The organism is Cylindrospermopsis raciborskii Cr2010 (genome assembly GCF_003367075.2).
In the GTDB taxonomy this organism is placed as follows: domain Bacteria; phylum Cyanobacteriota; class Cyanobacteriia; order Cyanobacteriales; family Nostocaceae; genus Raphidiopsis; species Raphidiopsis raciborskii.
The window spans coordinates 3,361,200-3,382,605 of record NZ_CP065936.1 but is presented as its reverse complement, the minus strand read 5'-3'; the positions used below and the strand labels follow the sequence as shown (position 1 = coordinate 3,382,605).

The window sequence follows — 21,406 nt, the reverse complement described above, 5'->3', positions numbered from 1 at the left end:
AAAACTATGAATTATCATGTTCGCAAGTCGGTAGCAAATTTGGAACTAGAGTCAGGTCATGTTATGAACAATATAGAGGTTAGTCCCCCAGAGAAGACTGAGTTGGATGAGAACGGTCTTCCATCGGACTCTCTTAACTACAGTATTAATCACAATATAAACCACAATGTTCAAGTCCAGATAAAAACAGAGGATGGTAAAATACTATTAATCTTGCCCACTGAATCCCAAGCACCAGCTACCACGTTTACCTGGTCAGAAATTTGGCAACAAATCCAACAGCGTCTTAAAGGGAGCGATCGCCTGCGTCAGCCCAATAGTGTATTACATTTGGTGGCAAAAGATCGCCTATTAGATAGTAGGCAGTTACAACAGCTGCAAGATACCTTAAATGACCTGCAACTGGAATTAAAACTAGTAATTACCAGCAGGAGACAAACTGCGATCGCAGCTTGTACAATAGGATGTTCCGTTGAGCAGACGAAAATACAAACATCCTTTGGTAATGACACCCAAGAAAATCCGAAAGCTCTAGCAGATGCTTTGTATTTAGAAACAACTATCAGATCTGGGGGGGAAATTCGCCATCCTGGAACGGTAGTTATTTTAGGAGACATCAATCCTGGTGGTATTGTGGTGGCAAAAGGGGACATTATGGTGTGGGGACGTTTACGAGGAGTGGCCCATGCTGGTGCAGGGGGAAACAGGGAATCTTTAATCATGGCCCTGCAAATGGAGCCAACTCAAATCAGAATTGCCGATGCTTTAGCCAGGTCTCCGGAAAAATCACTAACCAGCTTTTTTCCAGAGGTTGCGTATATCACTAATAATGGTATTCGTATTGCCAGAGCCACTAGCTTTTCTAGGAATCAGCTAAGTAAAATATAGCTTTAGCCAGAAAGTTAAGTGCTATTGATTGACTGCTGTTGCTGCCTAACTCAATTAAATCCGTTGCTATCATGAGTCGTATTATTGTAACTACCTCCGGTAAAGGAGGAGTGGGTAAAACCACAGTTTCCGCAAATCTAGGCATGGCCTTAGCCAAGACTGGGCGCAAGGTAGCCCTGGTGGATGCGGATTTTGGACTGAGAAATTTAGATCTGTTATTAGGACTAGAAAACCGCATAGTTTATACAGCACTGGAAGTTCTAGGGGGAGAATGTCGCCTAGAGCAAGCTTTAGTGAAGGATAAGCGACAACCAAATCTGGTGTTGCTCCCAGCAGCTCAAAATCGTACTAAAGATGCTGTTACACCAGAACAAATGAAATTGCTGGTAGATGAACTGGCGCGAAAATATGAGTATGTATTGATAGACAGTCCAGCAGGGATTGAAATGGGGTTCAAAAACGCTATTAATGCTGCTCGCGAAGCTCTTATTGTCACCACACCGGAGATTTCTTCTGTTCGTGATGCTGACCGAGTGGTGGGACTACTAGAAGCACAAGATATTAAAAAAATTCATTTAATAGTCAACCGGATTAGACCAGCAATGGTGAGAGCTAATGATATGATGTCAGTGGAGGACGTACAAGAAATTCTTGCTATTCCCCTAATCGGAGTCATTCCCGATGATGAACGTGTGATAGTCTCCACCAACAAGGGGGAACCACTGGTGTTGTCAGAAACACCTTCTATGGCCTCTGTAGCATTCGAAAACATTGCTCGCAGATTAGAAGGGGGAACTGTGGAATTTCTCGACCTTGATTCGAGTAATGACAACCTCCTACTGCGCTTGCGTAAATTGTTGTGGAAATAAACTCAACCAGGACACAAGAATATTTACCAACTTTTTAAATCAGGGGCTGAAAAACAAGACAATCCTTATAGTGTGTTTTCAATACTTTATCAGGTATCTTGTTACACATAACTTATTTTTCAATTCTCGGCAAGTACTAGCAATGATTGTTGAACTTTTAGAAAAACTTTTTGTCCGCACAACCGACACCAGTCGCAATCAGGTGAAGCGTAGACTGCAAGTGGTTATCGCCCATGACCGCGCTAGCATAGACCCCCAAACCCTGGATAAAATGCGTCAGGAAATTTTGGAGGTTGTCTGTAAGTATGTAGAAATTGACACTAATGGCTCCGAGTTTTCTTTAGAAAGTGACCAACGTACCACTGCTTTGATCGCCAACTTGCCCATTCGAAGAGTAAAGGGCGTTACATCGGAATTGGCTGATAGTTCTGCAGGGAGCTAGTGGCCACCTGCAATGGGAAGAAGTCAACTACTACTCAGCAATTACTAGTTCCGTGCTACCTTTTGACCGTTTCCGGGTTAAGGCATTGTAAACCATGATACCAATGGCCTTAATCAAATTCCCTTCCAATTCTTGGAACATTTTCATGTTCACACCAAAAGCTGCATTGGCTTCCTCTACAATGCGATCGCCTGTTTGATTATCAATGGGCATAGCGTCTAGATTTTGTCTATATTGAGTTTTAAATGACTTCTCATCGCTAATATCTGCAAATTCATAAAAACTAGTACCTTCACCTGCTGTGAGGTTCATTGCGGTTACGGCAATGTTTTTGAGAATTTGTCCACCGGAGAGATCTCCTAAATAACGGGTGTAGGAGTGTGCAACTAATAATTCTGGTGCTGTGGCGGAAATTTCCCGAATACGTTTTACGTATGCTTCACCAGCAGAGGATAATTGAATCTGCTCTCGCCAGTTATAACCATAGTAGTAGGCTAAATCCTGTTCTAAACTGCGCTTGCGGTTCAGTTCTGGAAAATAAATTTTGCCCACAACCGGGTGGGTTTTATGTTTTTCCATTTCCTCTTCCATTGCTGAGTAAATGAAATAAAAGTTAGCAACTAACTTGCGATATGAGTTTTTTTCTACAACTCCTTTGAGAAAACACTTGACAAAACCTACGTTTTCTGCCATGGTGTGTGCTTTTTTGGTTCCTACTCGTAACTTGGAGGCTAAATTACTGCTCATGTTAAATTTCTCTACTTTAAAAAGTCAACTGTTGGGGTTTTTACAACAAATTGTCAAAAATCCCACTAAAAAGTTACATTAGAACTTTATGATGAGAATTTATATTAAAATTCATTAAGTTGGGAATGCCGTAAAATAGTTTATACTCAGTACTTCTGGTAAGAGAAACAATTGTGGGATAAATATTAACGTGTTATAAGTGTAATCAAAATTCTGCTGATTTTTGGTGATGGTGTGGAGTGTTAAAAATGGTTTCTTCTATGAATCGGACTCAAAGCTTGGTGTCAAAAGAATTGAAAACAGAAAGTAGTTTTGCTCTGAACCTCATACCTTTACCTGCAACACCTTTATTTGGCACTGATGGTATTCGGGGCAAGGTAGGAGAGCTATTAAGCGCACCTCTGGCTTTACAAATAGGTTTTTGGGCGGGTATGGTTCTGCGGGATCACAGTGTGGATGATGGACCGATTATTCTGGGTCAAGATTCCAGAAATTCCAGTGATATGCTGGCCATGGCTTTGAGTGCAGGTTTAACTGCAGCGGGTTTAGAAGTGTGGTACTTGGGTTTATGCCCCACGCCTTGTGTAGCTTATCTGACTAGCATTACCTCCGCCATGGGTGGGGTAATGATTTCTGCGAGTCACAATCCACCGGAAGACAACGGTATTAAGATTTTCGGTTCCGAGGGTACAAAATTATCCAAGGAACTACAGGTCGCAATAGAATCGGGACTGCGTGGTAAAACTACACCTAGTAGTAGTCCTAAACAATGGGGTAAACACTACCTGAGAACAGACTTAATCGGAAATTACGGTAAAGCACTGCAACATCCATTACAAAATCAGGTAAATCTTTCAGGAATGAAGATAGTTTTAGATGTGGCCTGGGGAGCTGCTGTGGGAATAGCACCAACCATATTTACCCAGATGGGAGCTGACGTAATTTGTTTACATAACCAACCGGATGGCGATCGCATTAATGTGAATTGTGGTTCTACCCATTTGGACATTTTAGCGGATGCTGTAAAAGAATATGGAGCGCATATAGGATTCGCCTTTGATGGGGATGCGGATCGGGTATTGGCGGTGGATAATTTAGGTAGACAAGTTAATGGGGACTATATTTTGTACCTTTGGGGTTGTCAGTTGCAGGGGGAAAGAAAATTGCCAGACAACCTAATTATTTCCACAGTCATGGCCAACCTAGGATTTGAAAGAGCGTGGGAACAGCAAGGTGGTAAATTAATTCGCACAGCAGTTGGGGACCAATACGTGCAAGCAGAAATGCTAAAAACAGGGGGAATGTTAGGAGGGGAGCAGTCCGGACATATTCTTTGTCGTCATTATGGTATGACTGGAGATGGACTATTGACAGCATTGCATTTAGCCTCCATAGTCAAAATAGGGGGAGTTTCTCTAGCACAGATGGTAGATGAGAGTTTTCAAACCTATCCCCAAGTGTTACAAAATGTCCGCGTGGAAGATAGGGAACAACGCTTGGGATGGGAAAAATGTCAACCTATACAACAGGCGATCGCTCTTGCTGAAGTAGCAATGGGAGATAGTGGTAGAATATTGGTTCGTGCATCTGGTACAGAACCGGTTATTAGAGTAATGGTGGAAGCTAGGGATAGGGAATTGGTTAACTACTGGACTAGGGAAATAGTTTTACAAGTGCAGAAGCATTTGGGTTAAGACCAATCTAAGGGGGTTTAGGACTTAAACCCCCCAGCAGTTTCAAAATGACCGAAAAATATCCGCAAGGGTGGGAACCAATCTCTGGTTAACAGGGTCAACCTGGAAAGATAGAATAGAAATTGATTTTATTGAGGTGAAAAACGATGAGAGTTAACTCTAAAAAACTTTTTAGCTTTGGGCTGATCACTTTGTTAGTGGTGGGTGGAGTTTCTCAGAGTGCTTTTGCTAGTGAAAGGACACTATTAACAGGAACACCAGTTAATCAAACCAGAGAAAAACGAAATTCATTTCAAAGGTTGAATTTGACCTCAGAGCAACAAGCTAAAATACGAGATATCCGTCGTGATACCCATAGTAAAATTGAGGGTGTTCTCACACCGGAACAAAAGATTAAATTCCAAGCAGCAGTGAAACAACGTGAGACAGAATATCCCAACCCTAGTGAGTCAAAACCAAGATACTATGGAAGACGTGGTCACATGGGTGATGTTTTGCGTTCTTTGGGTTTAACAGATGGGCAAAAAAATCAAATTCGAGAAATCAGAGCATCATCCAGACAAAAAATACAGTCCGTATTAACTCCTGAACAAAGAGCACAATGGCAGCAATTCCAACAAAGGAATCGTCGTCAATATAGGTGATGGTAATAGGTAGCATTTTTGGTGGTACAATGGGGACATACCAAATCGACTTGCTTACCTTACTTACCTTAAATCATAATTTATTATGAACCTATTCAATAGGGAGAAAATCCAATTTTACTTAACAGATTTAACAACCCCTGTTGGCCAGATAGTTAATTTCGTAATAGCATTATTGGTCTTGTTGTCATCGGCAATATTTGTAGTAGAAACCTATAATATTTCTCCTGATGCTCGCACGGAACTGAGCATCTTAAACACCTGTATACTAGCCATATTTACCGGAGAGTACTTATTGCGTTTATGGAGCGCAAAGCAGAAAGGGAAATATTTTTTTAGTATTTATTCAATCATTGACCTGATGGCAATCATTCCATACTTTATTGGGTTTGTGGATATTAGATTTATTCGATTATTGAGATGGTTAAGAATTTTAAGATTACTGAGATTCATCGATAAAAAGTTCCTATTTTTTAGTATTAGTGAAGATAGTGTAATTTTTGCCCGGATATTATTTACCTTATTTGCCATCATTTTTGTGTATTCAGGTTTGATTTATCAGGTTGAACATCCGATTAACCATGAAAGGTTTAACACCTTTTTAGATGCTTTTTATTTCTCGGTAGTCACCATGACAACTGTAGGATTTGGGGATGTGACACCTGTTTCTGAGTGGGGACGGTTATTAACTGTGTTCATGATTTTAACCGGTGTGGCCTTGATTCCTTGGCAAGTGGGGGATTTGATTAAAAGATTTTTAAAAACCTCTAATCAGGTAGAGAACACTTGTTCAAGTTGTGGTTTAGCTTTTCATGATGGTGACGCTCTATTTTGTAAAAGGTGTGGTGCAAAATTACCGCAGGTTTCTCCGCAATAATAGTAATCAGATTCCTAATTTTTCCAAAACCGGTTTAGTGGAAACAATATGACGTTCCAAACCTAGTAATTGGGGACTAATTCCCAGACCTAGGGCAATTAATTGGGGTAAATGTAAAATAGGCAGTTGTAGTTTTTTCGATATCACTTTTTCTATTTCTGGTTGACGAGAATCTAGGTTCAAATGACAAAGGGGACAAGGTGTCACAATACAATCCGCACCTTGGGATATAGCTTCTTCAATGTGCATTCCTGCCATTTTAAAAGACTCATTTGTCCCGTAGCTGGAAAGGGGCCAACCACAACATTGATTTCTACCACGATAATATATTGGGGTAGCACCTAAAACCCTAAATATGTTTTCCATTCCTTCAGGGCGAAAGGGATCTTCATTAGGATGTTTTTCTGAACGCAGTAAATAACAACCATAAAATGCAGCACATTTAAGATTACTTAATTTACGAGTCAGACGCTGACCTATTTTCTCCAAACCATAGTCTTGAATCAGAGCATATAAAATGTGTTTTACTTCTGTGTTACCCTGGTAAGGGGAACAGTTTTCTTTTGTTAATAGTCCATTAACTTGGTTTAAATAGACCGGATTATTTTCTTGACAGTGTTTAAGTCGTTCATTTACACGACCGATCACACCCTGGCAAGTGCTACAGTGGGTTAACAAAGGTAGGTTTAATTCCTCTGCTAAAGCTATATTGCGAGCATTAACAGTGTCCTCTAACAATTGGGAATCTTCCTTAAAGGTTCCTGAACCGCAGCAGGCGGCCTTTTTAATTTCTACCAGTTCGATCCCTAAAGATTGGGTCAGAGCACGAGTGGAAATATCCAGCTCCCGACAAGCGCCCTGGGCTACACAACCAGGGTAGTAGGCGTATTTGAGCATGAGTGTAAGAAGCAATAAATAATTGGCGTTTCCCCAGGGGATTGCCTTATGCGAAATTATAGCACGTGGATAGTTGGAAAAATACTAGCTAGTTACCACCCTTTCCGATAAGATGTATATGCTCAGGAAAAATTGTCCACGGTGAGCAGATCTAGCAAGAAGTTAAGGAATGTTTGTTATATGAGCGCGAATGAAATTTTTGACAAAACTTTTCAGAGAGTAAAGAAAATTGTGGTTGACCAACTAAGTGTTGATGCTGAAACAGTTATCCCCGAGGCAAGTTTTGCCAATGACTTGTCGGCGGATTCTTTGGATACGGTGGAATTGGTAATGGCCCTGGAAGAGGAATTTGGGGTGGAAATTCCCGATGAAGCTGCTGAAAAAATTACTACAGTTCAGGAAGCAGTAGATTACATCATAAATAATGCTCCTGAGTCCGCATTATAGGTCTTGGATACTGAATCATGACAGACTATAAACGTAATCGCGTTGTTGTAACAGGTGTTGGCGCGATTACACCTATTGGTAAAACACCCTGGGAATATTGGGAAGGACTCTTAGACGGAAGGAATGGGATAGACTACATCACAGCATTTGATCCGTCCAAGCACGACTGCCGAATCGCGGGAGAGGTGAAGAAATTTGACCCCTGTGATTACATGGAGAAGAAGGAAGCTAAACGTACAGACCGGTTTGCTCAATTTGGCATTGGGGCGGCCAAACAAGCTCTTTCGGACGCGCAATTAGTTATCAATGACCTCAATGCCGAACATATAGGTGTCATGATCGGTTCGGGCGTGGGGGGAATTAAGGTGTTGGAGGATCAGCAGACTGTGTACCTGAATAAAGGTCCAGATCGCTGTAGTCCATTTATGATCCCAATGATGATTGCCAATATGGCCGCAGGGTTAACAGCAATCCATACGGGTGCTAAAGGTCCCAATTCCTGTGCGGTTACTGCCTGTGCTGCTGGGTCTAATGCTATTGGTGATGCTTTTCGGATTATTCAAAATGGATATGCCCAAGCAATGATTTGTGGGGGTACGGAGGCAGCAATTACACCTCTTTCTGTGGCTGGATTTGCTGCTGCTAGGGCTTTATCTACTAAAAATGATCCTGAAACGGCCTGTCGTCCATTTGATCGGGACAGGGATGGGTTTGTAATGGGGGAAGGTTCAGGAATTCTAATTCTGGAAGAGTTAGAACATGCTTTGACTAGGGGTGCGCGAATATATGGGGAAATGGTAGGCTATGGCATGACCTGTGATGCTTATCATATTACCTCTCCTGTACCAGGTGGTTTGGGTGCTGCTAAAGCTATGGAATTGGCCATGAGAGATGGTGAACTAACACCAGCTATGATTAGTTATATCAATGCTCATGGTACTAGCACCCCAGCTAATGATGTCACAGAAACGGCGGCTATTAAAAAAGCTTTGGGTGATTATGCTTATAATATCCCAATTAGTTCCACTAAATCTATGACCGGTCATCTATTGGGTGGTTCGGGAGGAATAGAAGCTGTGGCTACAATTCTGGCGATCGCCAATGATCGAGTCCCCCCTACAATACACTTGGATAATCCAGATCCGGGGTGTGATTTAGATTATGTGCCCCATAAAAGCCGTGAAGTAAGGGTAGAAGTGGCCCTATCTAACTCCTTTGGTTTTGGAGGTCATAATGTGACTATTGCCTTTAGGAAGTACCATTAGGAACCCAGCTCAGATTCATCACCAAGAACTACTAAAAACTCATCAGATCCCGCTTGTCCATCTACAGCCAAAATGGGATGATATAAGTGCTGGGATCATTAAATAATGTCCCCCAAGCAAAAAGCCAAGCTATCAAAAATTCCTCACCCATCCTTAAAAACAAGAGATTATGGCTGTTGTAACCCAATCCCTCGAAGAACTTTGTATTAACTCAATTCGTTTCTTAGCTGTTGATGCTATAGAAAAATCTAAGTCTGGACACCCTGGACTCCCCATGGGAGCAGCTCCTATGGCTTTTGTGCTGTGGGATAAGTTCATGCGCTACAACCCTAAAAATCCTCGCTGGTTTAATAGGGATCGTTTTGTCTTATCCGCTGGTCATGGTTGTATGTTGCAGTATGCTATGCTGTATCTTACAGGTTATGATAGCGTCACCATTGAGGATATTAAACAATTTCGTCAATGGGGTTCTAGAACTCCTGGACACCCAGAAAATTTTGAAACAGCTGGTGTAGAGGTAACTACTGGTCCTTTGGGTCAGGGAATTGCCAATGCAGTTGGTTTGGCTATGGCGGAAGCTCACCTAGCTGCTAAATTTAACAAACCCGGATCCACTATTGTAGACCACTACACTTATGTTATCCTTGGTGATGGATGTAATATGGAAGGTGTTTCCGGTGAAGCAGCTTCCTTGGCTGGTCACTACGGGTTAGGTAAGCTAATTGCTCTCTATGACGATAACCATATCTCCATCGATGGCTCCACAGATGTTGCTTTTACTGAGGATGTTTCCAAACGTTTTGAAGCTTATGGATGGCACGTCCTGCATGTGGAAAATGGTAATACCGACATAAATGCGATCGCAGCAGCTATAGAATCAGCAAAGTCGGTTAAGGACAAACCAACCATGATTAAGGTAACAACTACCATTGGTTATGGTTCTCCTAATAAGGCCAATACAGCGGGTGTTCATGGTGCGGCTTTGGGCGGTGATGAAGTAGCTTTAACCCGCAAAAACCTAGGTTGGGAATATGAACCTTTTGTGGTTCCCCAAGATGTAATTAGTCACCTAGGTAAAGCAGTAGGTCGTGGTGCTGATTATGAGAAGGAATGGAATAAGGCTTTTGCAGACTACAAAGCTAAATATCCCCAAGAAGCAGCAGAATTTGAACGTCTGGTCAGTGGTAAATTGCCCGATGGTTGGAATCAAGTTCTTCCCACCTACACAGCAGCAGACAAAGCATTACCCACCCGGAAGCATTCGGAAACCTGTCTGAATAAATTGGCTGGGGTTTTACCAGAGCTGATTGGTGGTTCTGCTGACCTCACCCACTCCAACCTAACGGAAATTAAGGGTGAAGGAGACTTCCAAAAGGGTCAATTCCAAAACCGTAATATTCACTTCGGGGTCAGAGAACATGCTATGGGTGCCATCTGTAATGGCATGGCTTTACATGGCTCAGGTTTAATTCCTTATGGTGCGACCTTCCTAATTTTCACTGACTATATGCGGGCTGCTATTCGCCTGTCTGCTTTGTCTGAAGCTGGAGTAATTTGGGTAATGACTCACGACTCCATTGGTCAGGGGGAAGATGGTCCAACCCACCAACCGATTGAAACCTTAGCTTCTCTTCGTGCGATTCCTAACCTGACAGTGATTCGTCCTGCTGATGGCAATGAATCTTCTGGAGCTTACACTGTAGCTATTACCAGAGCTAAACAAAATGCTCCTACCCTGTTGGCTTTCACTAGACAAAATGTTCCCAACTTAGCAGGTACATCTGTGGAAGGTGTGACCAAGGGTGGTTATATCATTTTAGATTCTCAAGGTACACCAGATATCATCCTTATTGGCACAGGTTCGGAATTAAGCCTGTGTGTAGGTGCTGCTGAAAAACTAACTGCTACAGGTAATAAGGTGCGCGTAGTTTCTATGCCTTCTACAGACTTGTTTGAAGAGCAAGATAGTTCCTATAAAGAGTCGGTGTTACCAAAGGCAGTAACCAAGCGTCTAGTTGTAGAAGCTGGAAGCAGTTTTGGCTGGCACAAATATATTGGAATTGAAGGTGATGCTGTTAGTATTGACAGATTTGGTGCTTCTGCGCCAGGTGGCATTTGTCTGGAGAAATTTGGATTTACCGTTGACAATGTGGTAGCTAAAGCTCAAGCATTGTTAGGTTAGTCACCTGAGATATTTAATGGTTATATGCAGGGTAGGAATAAAGTCCTACCCTTTTTCTTGGTAAGTTGTCAACCTGCAACAAATTAGACTACACTGAAAGCAGTCAAAGATAAAGAAATATTAAAATCCGTTCTTAGTGCAATCATGGAATGTATCATAAATAGGCGCGCCCAATTTTCGGCAAGTCGTCGGTATTGGTTGCCAGAACTTGGTGAAGCGCAAAATGTGGAAAAATTTGGTCTGTGTGCGAAATTTCCTGGACATGGACATAATTACGTGCTATTCATTTCCATGTCGGGTGAACTGGATGAATATGGAATGGTACTTAATCTATCTGATGTGAAACAGGTAATTAAGAGTGAAGTTACCAGCGAGCTGGACTTTTCTTACCTCAATGAGGTGTGGGAGGAATTTCAAGCCACCCTACCCACCACGGAGAATATTGCTAGGGTAATTTGGAACCGTCTGGCACCTCATTTACCCTTGGTGCGCGTGCAGCTATTTGAACATCCCCAACTGTGGACAGAATATGAAGGGGAAAAAAGTTCCTTAACCGTGAGAAGTCATTTCAGCGCTGCACATCGGTTAGCACCCAATCTAAGTGCAGAAAAATATGGCAAATGTACCCGTACCCATGGACATAATTATCATTTAGAAGTGACTGTGGAAGGAGAAATGGATGGACGCACGGGAATGATTGTGGACCTTGGCTGTTTACATGAAATTGTAGAACGGGAGATCCTGGAATTATTTGACCATTCCTGTATTAATGAAGATATTCCCTACTTTTCTACATCCCATATAGTTCCTACTACGGAAAATATTGCCCGATACATGAGTGATTTGCTGCAATTCCCCATTAGTCAACTGGGGGTGAAATTGTCCCGGGTAAAATTATTTGAAAGTGACCACTTGTGGGTAGAGTATGAAGGTAAGGACTCAGAAATATTTTTCAGTGTAGCTACGGGTTTTAGCGCAGCACACCGGTTGGCCGATCCTACCCTTAGTTTGGAGAAAAATCAGACTATTTATGGCAAATGCTCTCGCATTAATGGTCACGGACACAATTATTATTTGGAAGTGACGGTTCAAGGGGAGATAGATTCAGTCACGGGAATGAGTGTTGATTTGGTGGGATTAAATCAGATAATTCAACACTATGTCATTGAACCTATGGATCATAGTTTCTTAAATCAAGACCTCCCCTATTTTACCGAGGTTGTACCAACTGCAGAAAATATTGCTGTTTATATTACCAATGTAGTGCGATCGCCCATTGAAGAATTAGGAGCAAAACTGCACAAGGTTAAACTAATTGAAAGTCCCAACAATTCCTGCGAAATTTATGCTAGAGATATAGAAGAGAGCAAAGTTGATCGGATATACCGTGAACTAGCAGCAGTTTAACCTAGAAAGCATTAGTCTAGTATTAGCTTGGGGGGAATGGGGTTACAAGCAGTTTTCAAAAGGTTAACTCAAATATATGTAAAGCAGAATTCTACAAACTAGAGGACCATCCCATGAATAGGAACAAGTCCAAGCTACATGATCTCAATTGGGTAAATAGATTAAAGATCATACTATTGACCCTAACCATTGGTGTTCTTACTCCTTTACCAGATCAAACTCTGGTAAACAAACCATCTCAGAATATAGCTATAGCTATTCCTAAAAAATCTTCAGAGCGATGGATTCAGGTGGACCTATCACAGCAAAAGTTGACTGCTTGGGAAGGTAAAAGACGCGTCTACACATTTAAAGTTTCCTCTGGTAAAAAGTCAACTCCCACTCCTGTGGGTAGATTCAGGGTTCAAAGTAAACATAAAACTACTCGCATGCGGGGTAGGGGATATAATATTGGCAATGTGCCCTATACTCTATATTATCATGGTAGTTATGCTATTCATGGAGCATACTGGCATAAACGTTTTGGTACACCGGTAAGTCATGGTTGTATAAATCTCCCTCCTAACCGTGCTAAGTTAATATTTAACTGGGCTAGTGTAGGTACACCTGTAGTAGTTCAACAATAGCTTATACTATTTCTATTCTCCTAGTTGCTTATTGAATTGAGTACCCATCTATAGTCTTATACTTAGATGGGGTGCGTTGAGTTATTTATTGGATATTCCTGGTCAAATTAGTTCTTAAAGAAGCAAAATGCTGACCACCAAGTTCAATTTTATCAGCGATACAACCATGTTTCAACCTATCAATTAAATATTCTGTGTCTCGAGCAATTAAATTAGTACCATGGTCTGGTTCTATTAAACTGACTAGTTTGATATGTTTTGTTGGTTGAGCGGAGAAATTGGCAAGACCTAGAAAATTAAACACACCCGACTCATAAGTACCACAGGGTACAGAAGGATTATCAACACCAAAACAAAATTCATCCTCTTGAAACCAATCAAAAGCGGGATAACCATGAAAGTGAATGATGGGGGCTCCATTTTCAATTAGTTCTGGTGCGTATAAAGCAGCAGACAAACTAATTGCCAGCATGACATAAATATCGTAAGAAGGTTTAATGTCGGATTTGTGGGAATTATGTGCTGGAGGTAATTGGAGATGTAAATTATTGGTTAGTCCAATGCGAAGAACATCCTGTTCCAGACTCAGGTCTGTTTTATTGGAACCTGAGCGGGAACTAACTAACCAAATATCGGGAATTTGCTTAAATATATAATCTCCACCAATCCGTGTTTTTAAAAACCGTCTACCTGATTGATTTTTGCGCACTTCATCACTATTCAATCCAGGAATTGCCAATAAATCTTCCCATTGGGTGGCACTTATTTCCCTTTCTCCCACATAGGAAGGTGGTTCTATATAGGCTATAAAACCATAGGAAACCCCCGTTCTCCCATTAACGATAACATTAACTATATCCCTATGGGATTTTCTTTTAATCACCTCCGCCAATTTAAAACCTGGTGGAAACAAACCTGTTGAGGTCAGTTCCTTGCCTAACTTTGCTAATTTATGAGCATAGGGAGATAGATAGGGATTATAGACTCCCAGTTCAAATCTATTCATTAATAGGGGGGTAATGGGAACATAAATTTTAGGAATTAGGGATTTTAATATAAAATCATCAATTTCTGTCCTAGGAAAAATAGAATCAGATAAATTCATATTTAGGATAGAGATTTGTTCTTTAGACACCCCAATTACTATTTCAGAAAACGTTTGAATCAAGGTGTTAATCCCAATACTAATTTTCTCTTGATAGTGAGTTAATGGACTCACAAATTTATCATCGATGTCGCTAAGAATGATCACTTGAGTATTGGTGGGATCTTCAACGTATTTAGCAGCATGGTCTTCGGCCCAACTACTTAGTCTAGCAATTTGTACAACAGACATATTTTGTTTCTTGATTAACCAACGATAAAATAAAGTGTAAATACTTTCAGCGACAAATATACCCAACTTTCTCAACCATGAATTGGGCCTTGCTACATCTATTACTGCATCAATTTCTGACCTTACCCCCTTAATGGTAAAAGAATAATGCCAATTAACAATGGGAACATTAATTCTATAACAAAAGTCCCTAATAGAATCTTGCCAAGGAACCACAGCAACACCCAAATTTTTTAATTTAATGGCTAAGTCCTGACGGAATTTAATAATTCTATGATTATCATACCCATTGGGTAAGGGTCTAAAGGTGACACTGAGGTTTTTAGCCATAATGTGTGGGTTAATAATGGGGGGTTGATATTCTATAGGTAGTTCACTTGTGAAACCCCCAATCAATTTACCAATGGTTTGTATACTAATACCAGAAATGGGATTTTCTGGGGTAGAGTTGCTACAGATATCCATTTCTTGCAATAAGGCCAAAATATCTCCTTTGTGGCTAGCAATTTCCGCTTGCATTTCTGGTGTAATTATTCCTTTGGGAGAGCGGATATTTAGTTGGTGATTCTCGATCCAAAATTCCACACCTTGCTTAGTTAGAAGTGCTAAGATTTCCGATGCGTTCATGACTAAGTCTCCAATATGAAAAAAAGTGATTAATGATAAAAAGCTGAGAGAAAAAAAAGACACTTGGCTGAACGGATTGTATAGTCCTCCATTCAGTCCCAGTGTCAGTCTTAGAGGAGGAAAACTGGAAAATCTTAAATTTGCAATATTTCTGAGGAGGAATTTTCTAATTCTTGAGCTAATCGTTGTGCTAATTGTTGAATGGTGGGATAGTACCACAAGTACATCAGGGACAATTTAAACCCCAAAAGTTTTTCGGCTTTACTTGCTAAAATCATAGCTTGTTGTGAATCTAAACCGTAACTATCTAAAGGTTGTTTAATATCTATTTCTTCTGGATTTACTCCTAATATAAAAGCAATGTTGTTAACTAGCCATTGTTCAATATCCCCAGCACTATTTAGCTTAGTCATTTGACTCATCTATTTACCTCCAGTTTCTTAATCATTAAAATCTTGAATTCATGATACCTGAGATGGTAAATGGGAAATTTGTTCAATCATTTCCATAAATTCATTCACTAGTTTTTCCATAGTGTCTTGACTGAGGGAAGGTTGGGAAAAGACGAAATTTAATAACATCTTGCCTTGAAAAGTGGCAACATGAAGGATAAACATACCTGCATATAGTGCATGAGAACCCGCAAAACTGATTTCTTCTAGTTGTAATTCACCATATATTCCAGGGATGTTAACCTTACCAATGTTAGAAACGGAAACACTAGCAGCAATTTGATGAGGAAATAGAAAGCAAAAGTTAATCAGATGTTTAGCAAGAAATACCATTTTAAAAATATCCCCTCTGTGGATACTTGCTGCTAGGGTTTGTTTAATCCTCCTGGCCAGATCCCAAAAATAGGTGTTGGTTGTGACAGTGTGAAAACTCATCTGGGATGTGGCTAATAGACCAATATTCTGTTCATTGATGGGTGGTTGTAACCGTCTTCTTAAATCAAAGTAGGATAGACAATTTAATCGAATGGACTTACGCTGCTGGTTGAGAATTTTTTTAGCTACTGTCAATAGCATAGCAGCAGATAAGACGCTCTGCACCGTAGCATTTTCTGCTCGACATTGGGCAAAAAACTTTTCAGCTGTATCTGATAATATTTGTCTATGAATTATTTGGGAGTTCCTCTGGGAAATGGGAACATATTTTTCCACTTTTAAAGTTTGTGGAGGGTTAGTCAGTTTCTCCCAGGCGATCTTTAACAGTAATATCCATCCATTTAACTTTGCTCCTTGTAAATGACCCAATAGTTTTTCTGGTGGTGGTAATGGGGGTAAAGTACTAACCGGGTTTAACATATTACCGGAGGTGATTTGTTCATAATAGGTGAATATTTCCGAATGTAGATTAACACTTGATAACCCATCAGCAATTGCATGATGTAGGGTAGTCACTAGATAATTAACCTTTGGGTTTTCCCGATTAATAATTAGTACCACTCGCATCAGGTATCTACCACTATCAATTGGTTGATTCATTTCCTGATTAACAACTTCTTGCCATTGTTTCTCCTCCGAATTAATTACCATCCGTAAAGGTATTTCTTCTGTAGTACCTGTTTGCAAATAAAACCGATTTTGAAAATTATGCTGATGGGTAACAATATGAGAATTCAGAACTAAATGACCATACTGCAAAAGATCTAGAGCTTCTCTCAAAACTGGTTTTTGGATATGGCCTCGAATGCGACTAATAGTAACCAAATTCCAAGTTTTAGCGCGTTGGTTGAGAAGTTCCATAGTAGTTTCTAAACTACTCAATTGTCTTTTATTGACAGGATTAAAAAAATATTTAGAGTTTTTCTGGAATATATTGAGTATACTCATTGGGAATTTGTAATCCTTGAATTTTTAGGTTTTGGACACGATATAGAAATGCTGCTCCCGTCATAATATGGTTAGCAACTTCAACAACTTGACGTTTTTGAGTTTCAGCTAAATAAGAACCTCGCACCCAATCATTAAAGCTACCCATAGCTGGTCCGCACCAAATTTGATAATCAATTTCTCTACCCTTTTCTCCAGTATTAGACCAACGAGAAGAGAGTCCTAAATACCAACGGAAAATTAATGCCATTTTCAATTTAGGATTGTTTGCTGCTTTGGTTAACTTTTCTGGATTTCTTTGAGATAAATAATTAATTGTCTCTTGCCAAACTTCTTGCCAAGATTTTTTAAAAACTTGTTTTTCTAATTTATCTCTTTCTGAGTCGGGAATTTCCTCTATTGATTGATAGGTTTTGTATAACTCATATAATTTTTGAGCGCGGAGGGGAAAAAGAGTTCCTCGTTTGAGAACTTGTAATTTCACACCCATTTCAAACATATCAGCTGCTGGAGCCATCATCACATCAGCCATTTGAGCTTGGGCTAATAATTGCTTTGTGTGTGCAGAAGTTCCAGCTTCAATACAAGATTGATTTATGGAACCGGTAACAACATAAGCAGCACCCATAATAAAAGCAGCTAGAGCTGATTTAGGTGTGGAAATTCCCCCAGCTACGCCAATTCTTACTGGATGTTTATAATTGTATTGATTTTGAATTTCATTTCTTAGTTCCAAGATAGAAGGTAATAAACAAATTAGGGGACGATTATCCGTATGTCCTCCCGAATCAGCTTCTACCGTGATATCATCGGCCATAGGAATTTGACTGGCAAGATTAGCTTGTAGTTCACTAATTAAACCTTGTGCTACTAGTTGTTTGAGAATTTGAGTGGGAGCAGGATGTAAAAATTTTGCTGCTACCTCTTGACGGGAAATTTTAGCAATAACTTTATTTCGGATTTCAATTTCATTGGCTGAATTTAAACTCAATCCCGCAGCTCGATAATAAACTATGTTGTCAGTTAAATCTAAAAAGGCTGATGCTTCAACTACTTTCACATGGTGTTTTAGGTACAAATCTACGCTATGTCGTTCTATTGCTGGTTCACTAGGACTATGGAGTAAGTTAAAACCGTAAGGTTTTTTATTTAGGGAATGTTGAATTTTAGCAATGGCTTTTTCCACACGAGAGGGAGATAAACCACCTGCACCAAATACGCTTAAAATTCCCGCTCTCCCCAATGCAATTACCATTTCTTCTGATGCTATTCCCTGGGCCATTGCTCCAGTCATATAAGCATATTTTACACCATAAGACTTGAGAAAATTTTCATCCCCTAGTTGTGCAGTTGTTAGGGAAGGAACTGTCATTAACATTTCTAGCTGGGTGCTACCCCCAGATACACTTTCTTCATTGGTAATACCGATTTTATTTTCATGTCTGACTACATAACAAGGTTTTTCTAAGAGTCTCAACTTTGATTTGATTTCTTTTGCGTCGAATGCAACCGTATTAAAATCACCTTGCCATGGGCGATGGTTAATAAGATGATTAATAAATAAATTAGAAACTCTCAGATAATTATCTCGATTAATGTCTAGATTGATGATATTTTCTCTGACTAACATTGTGGAAAACCTTTGTTGTAAGTGATGTAAGTGATTGGGGAAACCTGCGAGCAGGAGAATATTGAGCTAATACTTCCCACCCACTCCTCCCCCTTGTTTGATATAGATCCTATTTAATTCTATTAGCTTGGTCAATTTTCCATTGATAAACCTCTATTTTTTGCCCAATCAAAGAACTCATTTGCTGGAATGCTACTTGCCGAGATTTTAATAAAAGGCTATGGGCTTGATTTATCATTGCATGATTCTGACTCAATTTTTTATACTGAGACTGCAAAGAATAGGGGAGAATAGACTTGAAGATTTTTGCCGACTTTGGTAAATTTACAGCATGATTCTTATCCCATTGGGTTGGTGAATAAGAATTGACCTGTTCTATATTAGTCAGACCATATAAAGGTGATAGGTCTAAGGAAACTTGATGACTAACTAATCTACCTAAAGCTCTCACAATTGAAGTGTGGTCTTCCACACCTCTTCTGTTTAAAGAGACAGCAAGATGTTCTTTTTCCTTCAGGGTTGAACTAATCCATCTTGAACAGTTACCACCAACCCCTACTTCGATAAATATTCTAATGTTGTCATCATAAACCCGGTTAATTAACCGAGGAAAATCCAGTTGGTAACAAAGATTTTTTGCTATGTTATTCCCAATAATTTCACTGTCTATGGTAAATGGTTCATAATTAGCACCAGAGTAAAAGGTTATCCCCGGAATATGTTGAATTGGCAAAGTGTTCATTTTCACTAGTTCTCCATACTGCGATCGCATGGGTGGACAATGAATGACATGATCAATGGGCGCAGGAAAAGCATCACACTGAAGTTTTTCAATCACCCTTTGACAGGCTTGTTTTTCTCCAGCAATGACTACTTCATCTGGTGTATTAATCAAAGTAATATAAACCCGATTTTCATCTTTGATTGCTTCTTTCACCTGAGAAACTGGACAAAGAACAATATAGTTACCCCAAAAATCTTGATTCTTGTTATTATCATCTAGGGGTAATGCCCAAGCTTGACGAACAGCATTTTTTGGTCCAGAAAGTTCGGTCTTAAATAGGGGGGAAGCATTTAAATAATCACTGGTTTTTTTAAAACTAGTCCAAATACCTTGCGCTAACATCATACTAGTTTCACCCAGACTATAACCAAAAGCACACTGAGGTTGGAGATGAAAATAGTTTTTAAAAATTGCGGTAATTAATCCAGCAAAGCCAACCTCCGATTCTAGCATGGCTACCGGGTCATCTATTAGTTGCTGTTCTATGGCTTCTAATTCTCTACTGGTCACCTTATTGATGGTGCGAGGATAAAGAATTTTTTCGATGTTAGCTACCCGTTCATACACATTATTAATTACTCGGTCATCGTAAATTTTAGGGAATAGTCGAAACAGACTTCTTCCTAATCCTATATAAGATGTAAATGAGCCAGAATAAACATAGGCTATTTTACCTTTTTTGGCCAGGGGATTAATTGTGAAATAACTACCTAGGGGAGTTTGCCAATCTTTTCCAGTAGCAAATGCACCTTTTATTCCTTCAATACCTCTGTCTATTTCTTGGATTAATTCTTCTAAATTTCTGCCGAGAATTGCGACAATATAGTTTTTTATGGCGTATGTATTTTGGGATCTTTGGTAATTTTGAAATTCTTGAAATGTTTGCCTTGCTAGGTGAGATAGAGAAGAATGATTTTGCTTTAGATAATCTTGCAATTTCATCATTTTTTCTAGCAGAGAGGACTGATTTTCACCACCTATGGGAAATAGATAATAAGGCATTTGGGCCAAATATTTACTACTCCGTTCTTGTTCACTGCTTGTTTCTGACAGAATTATATGTATATTCCTGTCAGTTTCTATGCTGTTAATAGCAGCTATTCTTTTAGAGGTGTTTATTTCTAAAAACCAGGGTTTGGATTGGGTGGCAAAATAAAAAGGAGTGTCATGCCAAATATCTAATTTCTTCACACCAGTCCATTGGGGAACAGCTGGGATATAACGATGATATAAACAAAGTGCAGTTTTAATCAAACTCATCATTCCTGATGCAATATGAGTGTCACCAATATTAGTCTTCACACTACCTAAAGCACAGGTTAAATTAGACTTTTGAGTTTTGTAAGCAGTGATTAAACCTTGAACTTCCGCATCATCTTGTTCCCCAATACTACTAGCATGAACTTCTATATAACCAATATCTTGAGCTGTAACTTCTGCTATCTCAAAAGCTGCTTGACAACAGCGGGTAACTGCTTGTGCTTGGTCTGGATACTGATCCACCATACTGACAGCATCAATTACTGCATAAATGTGAGAATTTTGTTGTTTGGCCGTTTCTTCCAGTTGCAAAATTATTGTTGCTATTCCTTCTCCTGACAAAGTCTTAGTAGCATTTTGGTCATAGCTGAGAGTCTGTTGACCTGTATGAGTCTCAAAATTTTCAGAATTTTTGTGATCCCAATCTATTGCTGCTATTAAAACAGCATTTACTTGATTTTTAGTGAGTAGTTTTTGTGCTAAATCTAATGCTGAAAAGACCGATTTTTCTTCAGCGAATGCTGGACTTGTTGCATTCCATAACTGGGAAATATAACTAGCCAATTTATTTTGGTGGTCACTTTGGAACCTACTCACCAATATCACTGCTATTTGAGTTTCTTGACTTAAGTTAGCAGTTTTGAGAGTATTCTCAGCCACCTTTAACATTAGTTTTTGTGGTGGTGATAAATTTTCTATCTGTGGTAAAGGAATTTTCCATGATGGCTCAAGATTATAGTTAATAGGTGTAAAATTCTGCTTTCCTTCATAAATACTACGTTCAAAACTATCTAGTTCCTGAGAACCACTCACTAGGCAATCTAACCCCACAATTGCCATTTTCTGAAATAGATTTTCTATTAACTCCTGCATGACAATTCTCCATTTTTAAATTTGACGAGTCTTACAAAGCCCAATTAAGTAGGGAGGCACAATTATTTGGTAGCGT

General features: G+C 39.7%; 18 protein-coding genes and 1 pseudogene. 12 read left to right on the top strand and 7 right to left on the bottom strand.

Translation table 11 applies throughout. From position 1 onward, the window contains the following. The first annotated feature begins 6 nt into the window (after window positions 1-6). The 3 genes from minC to minE all read left to right on the top strand — a co-directional run bounded on the left by minC (window position 7) and on the right by minE (window position 2,199). On the top strand, window positions 7-888 hold the full coding sequence (gene minC / locus C6N34_RS15280; protein ID WP_057179021.1) for a septum site-determining protein MinC: 882 nt from the start codon (window positions 7-9) through the stop codon (window positions 886-888). Window positions 889-959: 71 nt separating this feature from the next. After that, the gene (gene minD, locus C6N34_RS15275) at window positions 960-1,757 is read left to right on the top strand and encodes a septum site-determining protein MinD (RefSeq protein ID WP_006278275.1); all 798 of its coding nucleotides are present in this window, start codon (window positions 960-962) and stop codon (window positions 1,755-1,757) included. A gap of 142 nt (window positions 1,758-1,899) precedes the next feature. After that, on the top strand, window positions 1,900-2,199 hold the full coding sequence (minE, locus tag C6N34_RS15270) for a cell division topological specificity factor MinE (protein WP_006278276.1): 300 nt from the start codon (window positions 1,900-1,902) through the stop codon (window positions 2,197-2,199). Window positions 2,200-2,229: 30 nt separating this feature from the next. Here minE and C6N34_RS15265 read toward each other — a convergent pair whose 3' ends face one another. Beyond that, on the bottom strand, window positions 2,230-2,946 hold the full coding sequence (locus C6N34_RS15265; protein WP_057179019.1) for a biliverdin-producing heme oxygenase: 717 nt from the start codon (window positions 2,944-2,946) through the stop codon (window positions 2,230-2,232). A gap of 248 nt (window positions 2,947-3,194) precedes the next feature. Between C6N34_RS15265 and glmM the strand changes: the two genes are divergently transcribed. The 3 genes from glmM (at window position 3,195) to C6N34_RS15250 (ending at window position 6,161) form a co-directional block, all read left to right on the top strand. Next, complete coding sequence (gene glmM, locus C6N34_RS15260; RefSeq protein WP_057179018.1) at window positions 3,195-4,640, top strand: phosphoglucosamine mutase; 1,446 nt, start codon at window positions 3,195-3,197, stop codon at window positions 4,638-4,640. Window positions 4,641-4,786: 146 nt separating this feature from the next. Next, the gene (locus tag C6N34_RS15255; RefSeq protein ID WP_115538154.1) at window positions 4,787-5,284 is read left to right on the top strand and encodes a Spy/CpxP family protein refolding chaperone; all 498 of its coding nucleotides are present in this window, start codon (window positions 4,787-4,789) and stop codon (window positions 5,282-5,284) included. 85 nt (window positions 5,285-5,369) lie between these two features. After that, the gene (locus tag C6N34_RS15250; RefSeq protein ID WP_057179016.1) at window positions 5,370-6,161 is read left to right on the top strand and encodes an ion transporter; all 792 of its coding nucleotides are present in this window, start codon (window positions 5,370-5,372) and stop codon (window positions 6,159-6,161) included. Window positions 6,162-6,167: 6 nt separating this feature from the next. Here the strand turns inward: C6N34_RS15250 and C6N34_RS15245 are convergent, their stop codons facing one another. After that, window positions 6,168-7,058 (bottom strand): CoB--CoM heterodisulfide reductase iron-sulfur subunit B family protein, encoded by an 891-nt coding sequence (locus C6N34_RS15245; protein WP_006278280.1) that lies wholly within the window; start codon window positions 7,056-7,058, stop codon window positions 6,168-6,170. Between the two features lie 180 nt (window positions 7,059-7,238). On the opposite strand from C6N34_RS15245, the gene acpP reads away from it, so the two are divergent. The 6 genes and pseudogenes from acpP (at window position 7,239) to C6N34_RS15220 (ending at window position 12,985) form a co-directional block, all read left to right on the top strand. Beyond that, entirely contained in the window at window positions 7,239-7,505 is a 267-nt protein-coding gene (gene acpP / locus C6N34_RS15240) for an acyl carrier protein (RefSeq protein ID WP_071242400.1), read from the top strand. A 17-nt stretch (window positions 7,506-7,522) separates the two neighbouring features. Beyond that, window positions 7,523-8,770: a beta-ketoacyl-ACP synthase II gene (gene fabF / locus C6N34_RS15235; RefSeq protein WP_006278282.1), complete on the top strand. Its 1,248-nt coding sequence runs from the start codon at window positions 7,523-7,525 to the stop codon at window positions 8,768-8,770. A 169-nt stretch (window positions 8,771-8,939) separates the two neighbouring features. Further along, window positions 8,940-10,952 carry a transketolase gene (tkt, locus tag C6N34_RS15230; protein WP_115538153.1) on the top strand — a complete coding sequence of 671 codons (2,013 nt, stop codon included), beginning with the start codon at window positions 8,940-8,942 and terminating at the stop codon, window positions 10,950-10,952. A gap of 144 nt (window positions 10,953-11,096) precedes the next feature. After that, window positions 11,097-11,897 (top strand): annotated as a pseudogene (locus tag C6N34_RS17275) (6-pyruvoyl trahydropterin synthase family protein); the annotation flags it as partial. 42 nt (window positions 11,898-11,939) lie between these two features. Then, window positions 11,940-12,359, top strand: a complete 420-nt coding sequence (locus C6N34_RS17270; RefSeq protein WP_407928748.1) for a 6-pyruvoyl trahydropterin synthase family protein — start codon at window positions 11,940-11,942, stop codon at window positions 12,357-12,359. A gap of 113 nt (window positions 12,360-12,472) precedes the next feature. After that, on the top strand, window positions 12,473-12,985 hold the full coding sequence (locus C6N34_RS15220) for a L,D-transpeptidase (protein ID WP_057179012.1): 513 nt from the start codon (window positions 12,473-12,475) through the stop codon (window positions 12,983-12,985). Window positions 12,986-13,070: 85 nt separating this feature from the next. Here C6N34_RS15220 and C6N34_RS15215 read toward each other — a convergent pair whose 3' ends face one another. The 5 genes from C6N34_RS15215 to C6N34_RS15195 form a co-directional block, all read right to left on the bottom strand. Next, the gene (locus C6N34_RS15215; protein WP_006278286.1) at window positions 13,071-14,948 is read right to left on the bottom strand and encodes a TubC N-terminal docking domain-related protein; all 1,878 of its coding nucleotides are present in this window, start codon (window positions 14,946-14,948) and stop codon (window positions 13,071-13,073) included. A gap of 134 nt (window positions 14,949-15,082) precedes the next feature. After that, complete coding sequence (locus tag C6N34_RS15210; protein ID WP_006278287.1) at window positions 15,083-15,370, bottom strand: phosphopantetheine-binding protein; 288 nt, start codon at window positions 15,368-15,370, stop codon at window positions 15,083-15,085. Between the two features lie 39 nt (window positions 15,371-15,409). Further along, the gene (locus C6N34_RS15205; protein WP_115538151.1) at window positions 15,410-16,783 is read right to left on the bottom strand and encodes a phthiocerol/phthiodiolone dimycocerosyl transferase family protein; all 1,374 of its coding nucleotides are present in this window, start codon (window positions 16,781-16,783) and stop codon (window positions 15,410-15,412) included. After that, the gene (locus tag C6N34_RS15200; RefSeq protein ID WP_115538150.1) at window positions 16,749-18,413 is read right to left on the bottom strand and encodes a PfaD family polyunsaturated fatty acid/polyketide biosynthesis protein; all 1,665 of its coding nucleotides are present in this window, start codon (window positions 18,411-18,413) and stop codon (window positions 16,749-16,751) included. The genes C6N34_RS15205 and C6N34_RS15200 overlap by 35 nt, the downstream gene beginning before the upstream one ends. A gap of 109 nt (window positions 18,414-18,522) precedes the next feature. Next, complete coding sequence (locus C6N34_RS15195; RefSeq protein WP_115538149.1) at window positions 18,523-21,330, bottom strand: PfaB family protein; 2,808 nt, start codon at window positions 21,328-21,330, stop codon at window positions 18,523-18,525. Window positions 21,331-21,406 lie beyond the last annotated feature (76 nt).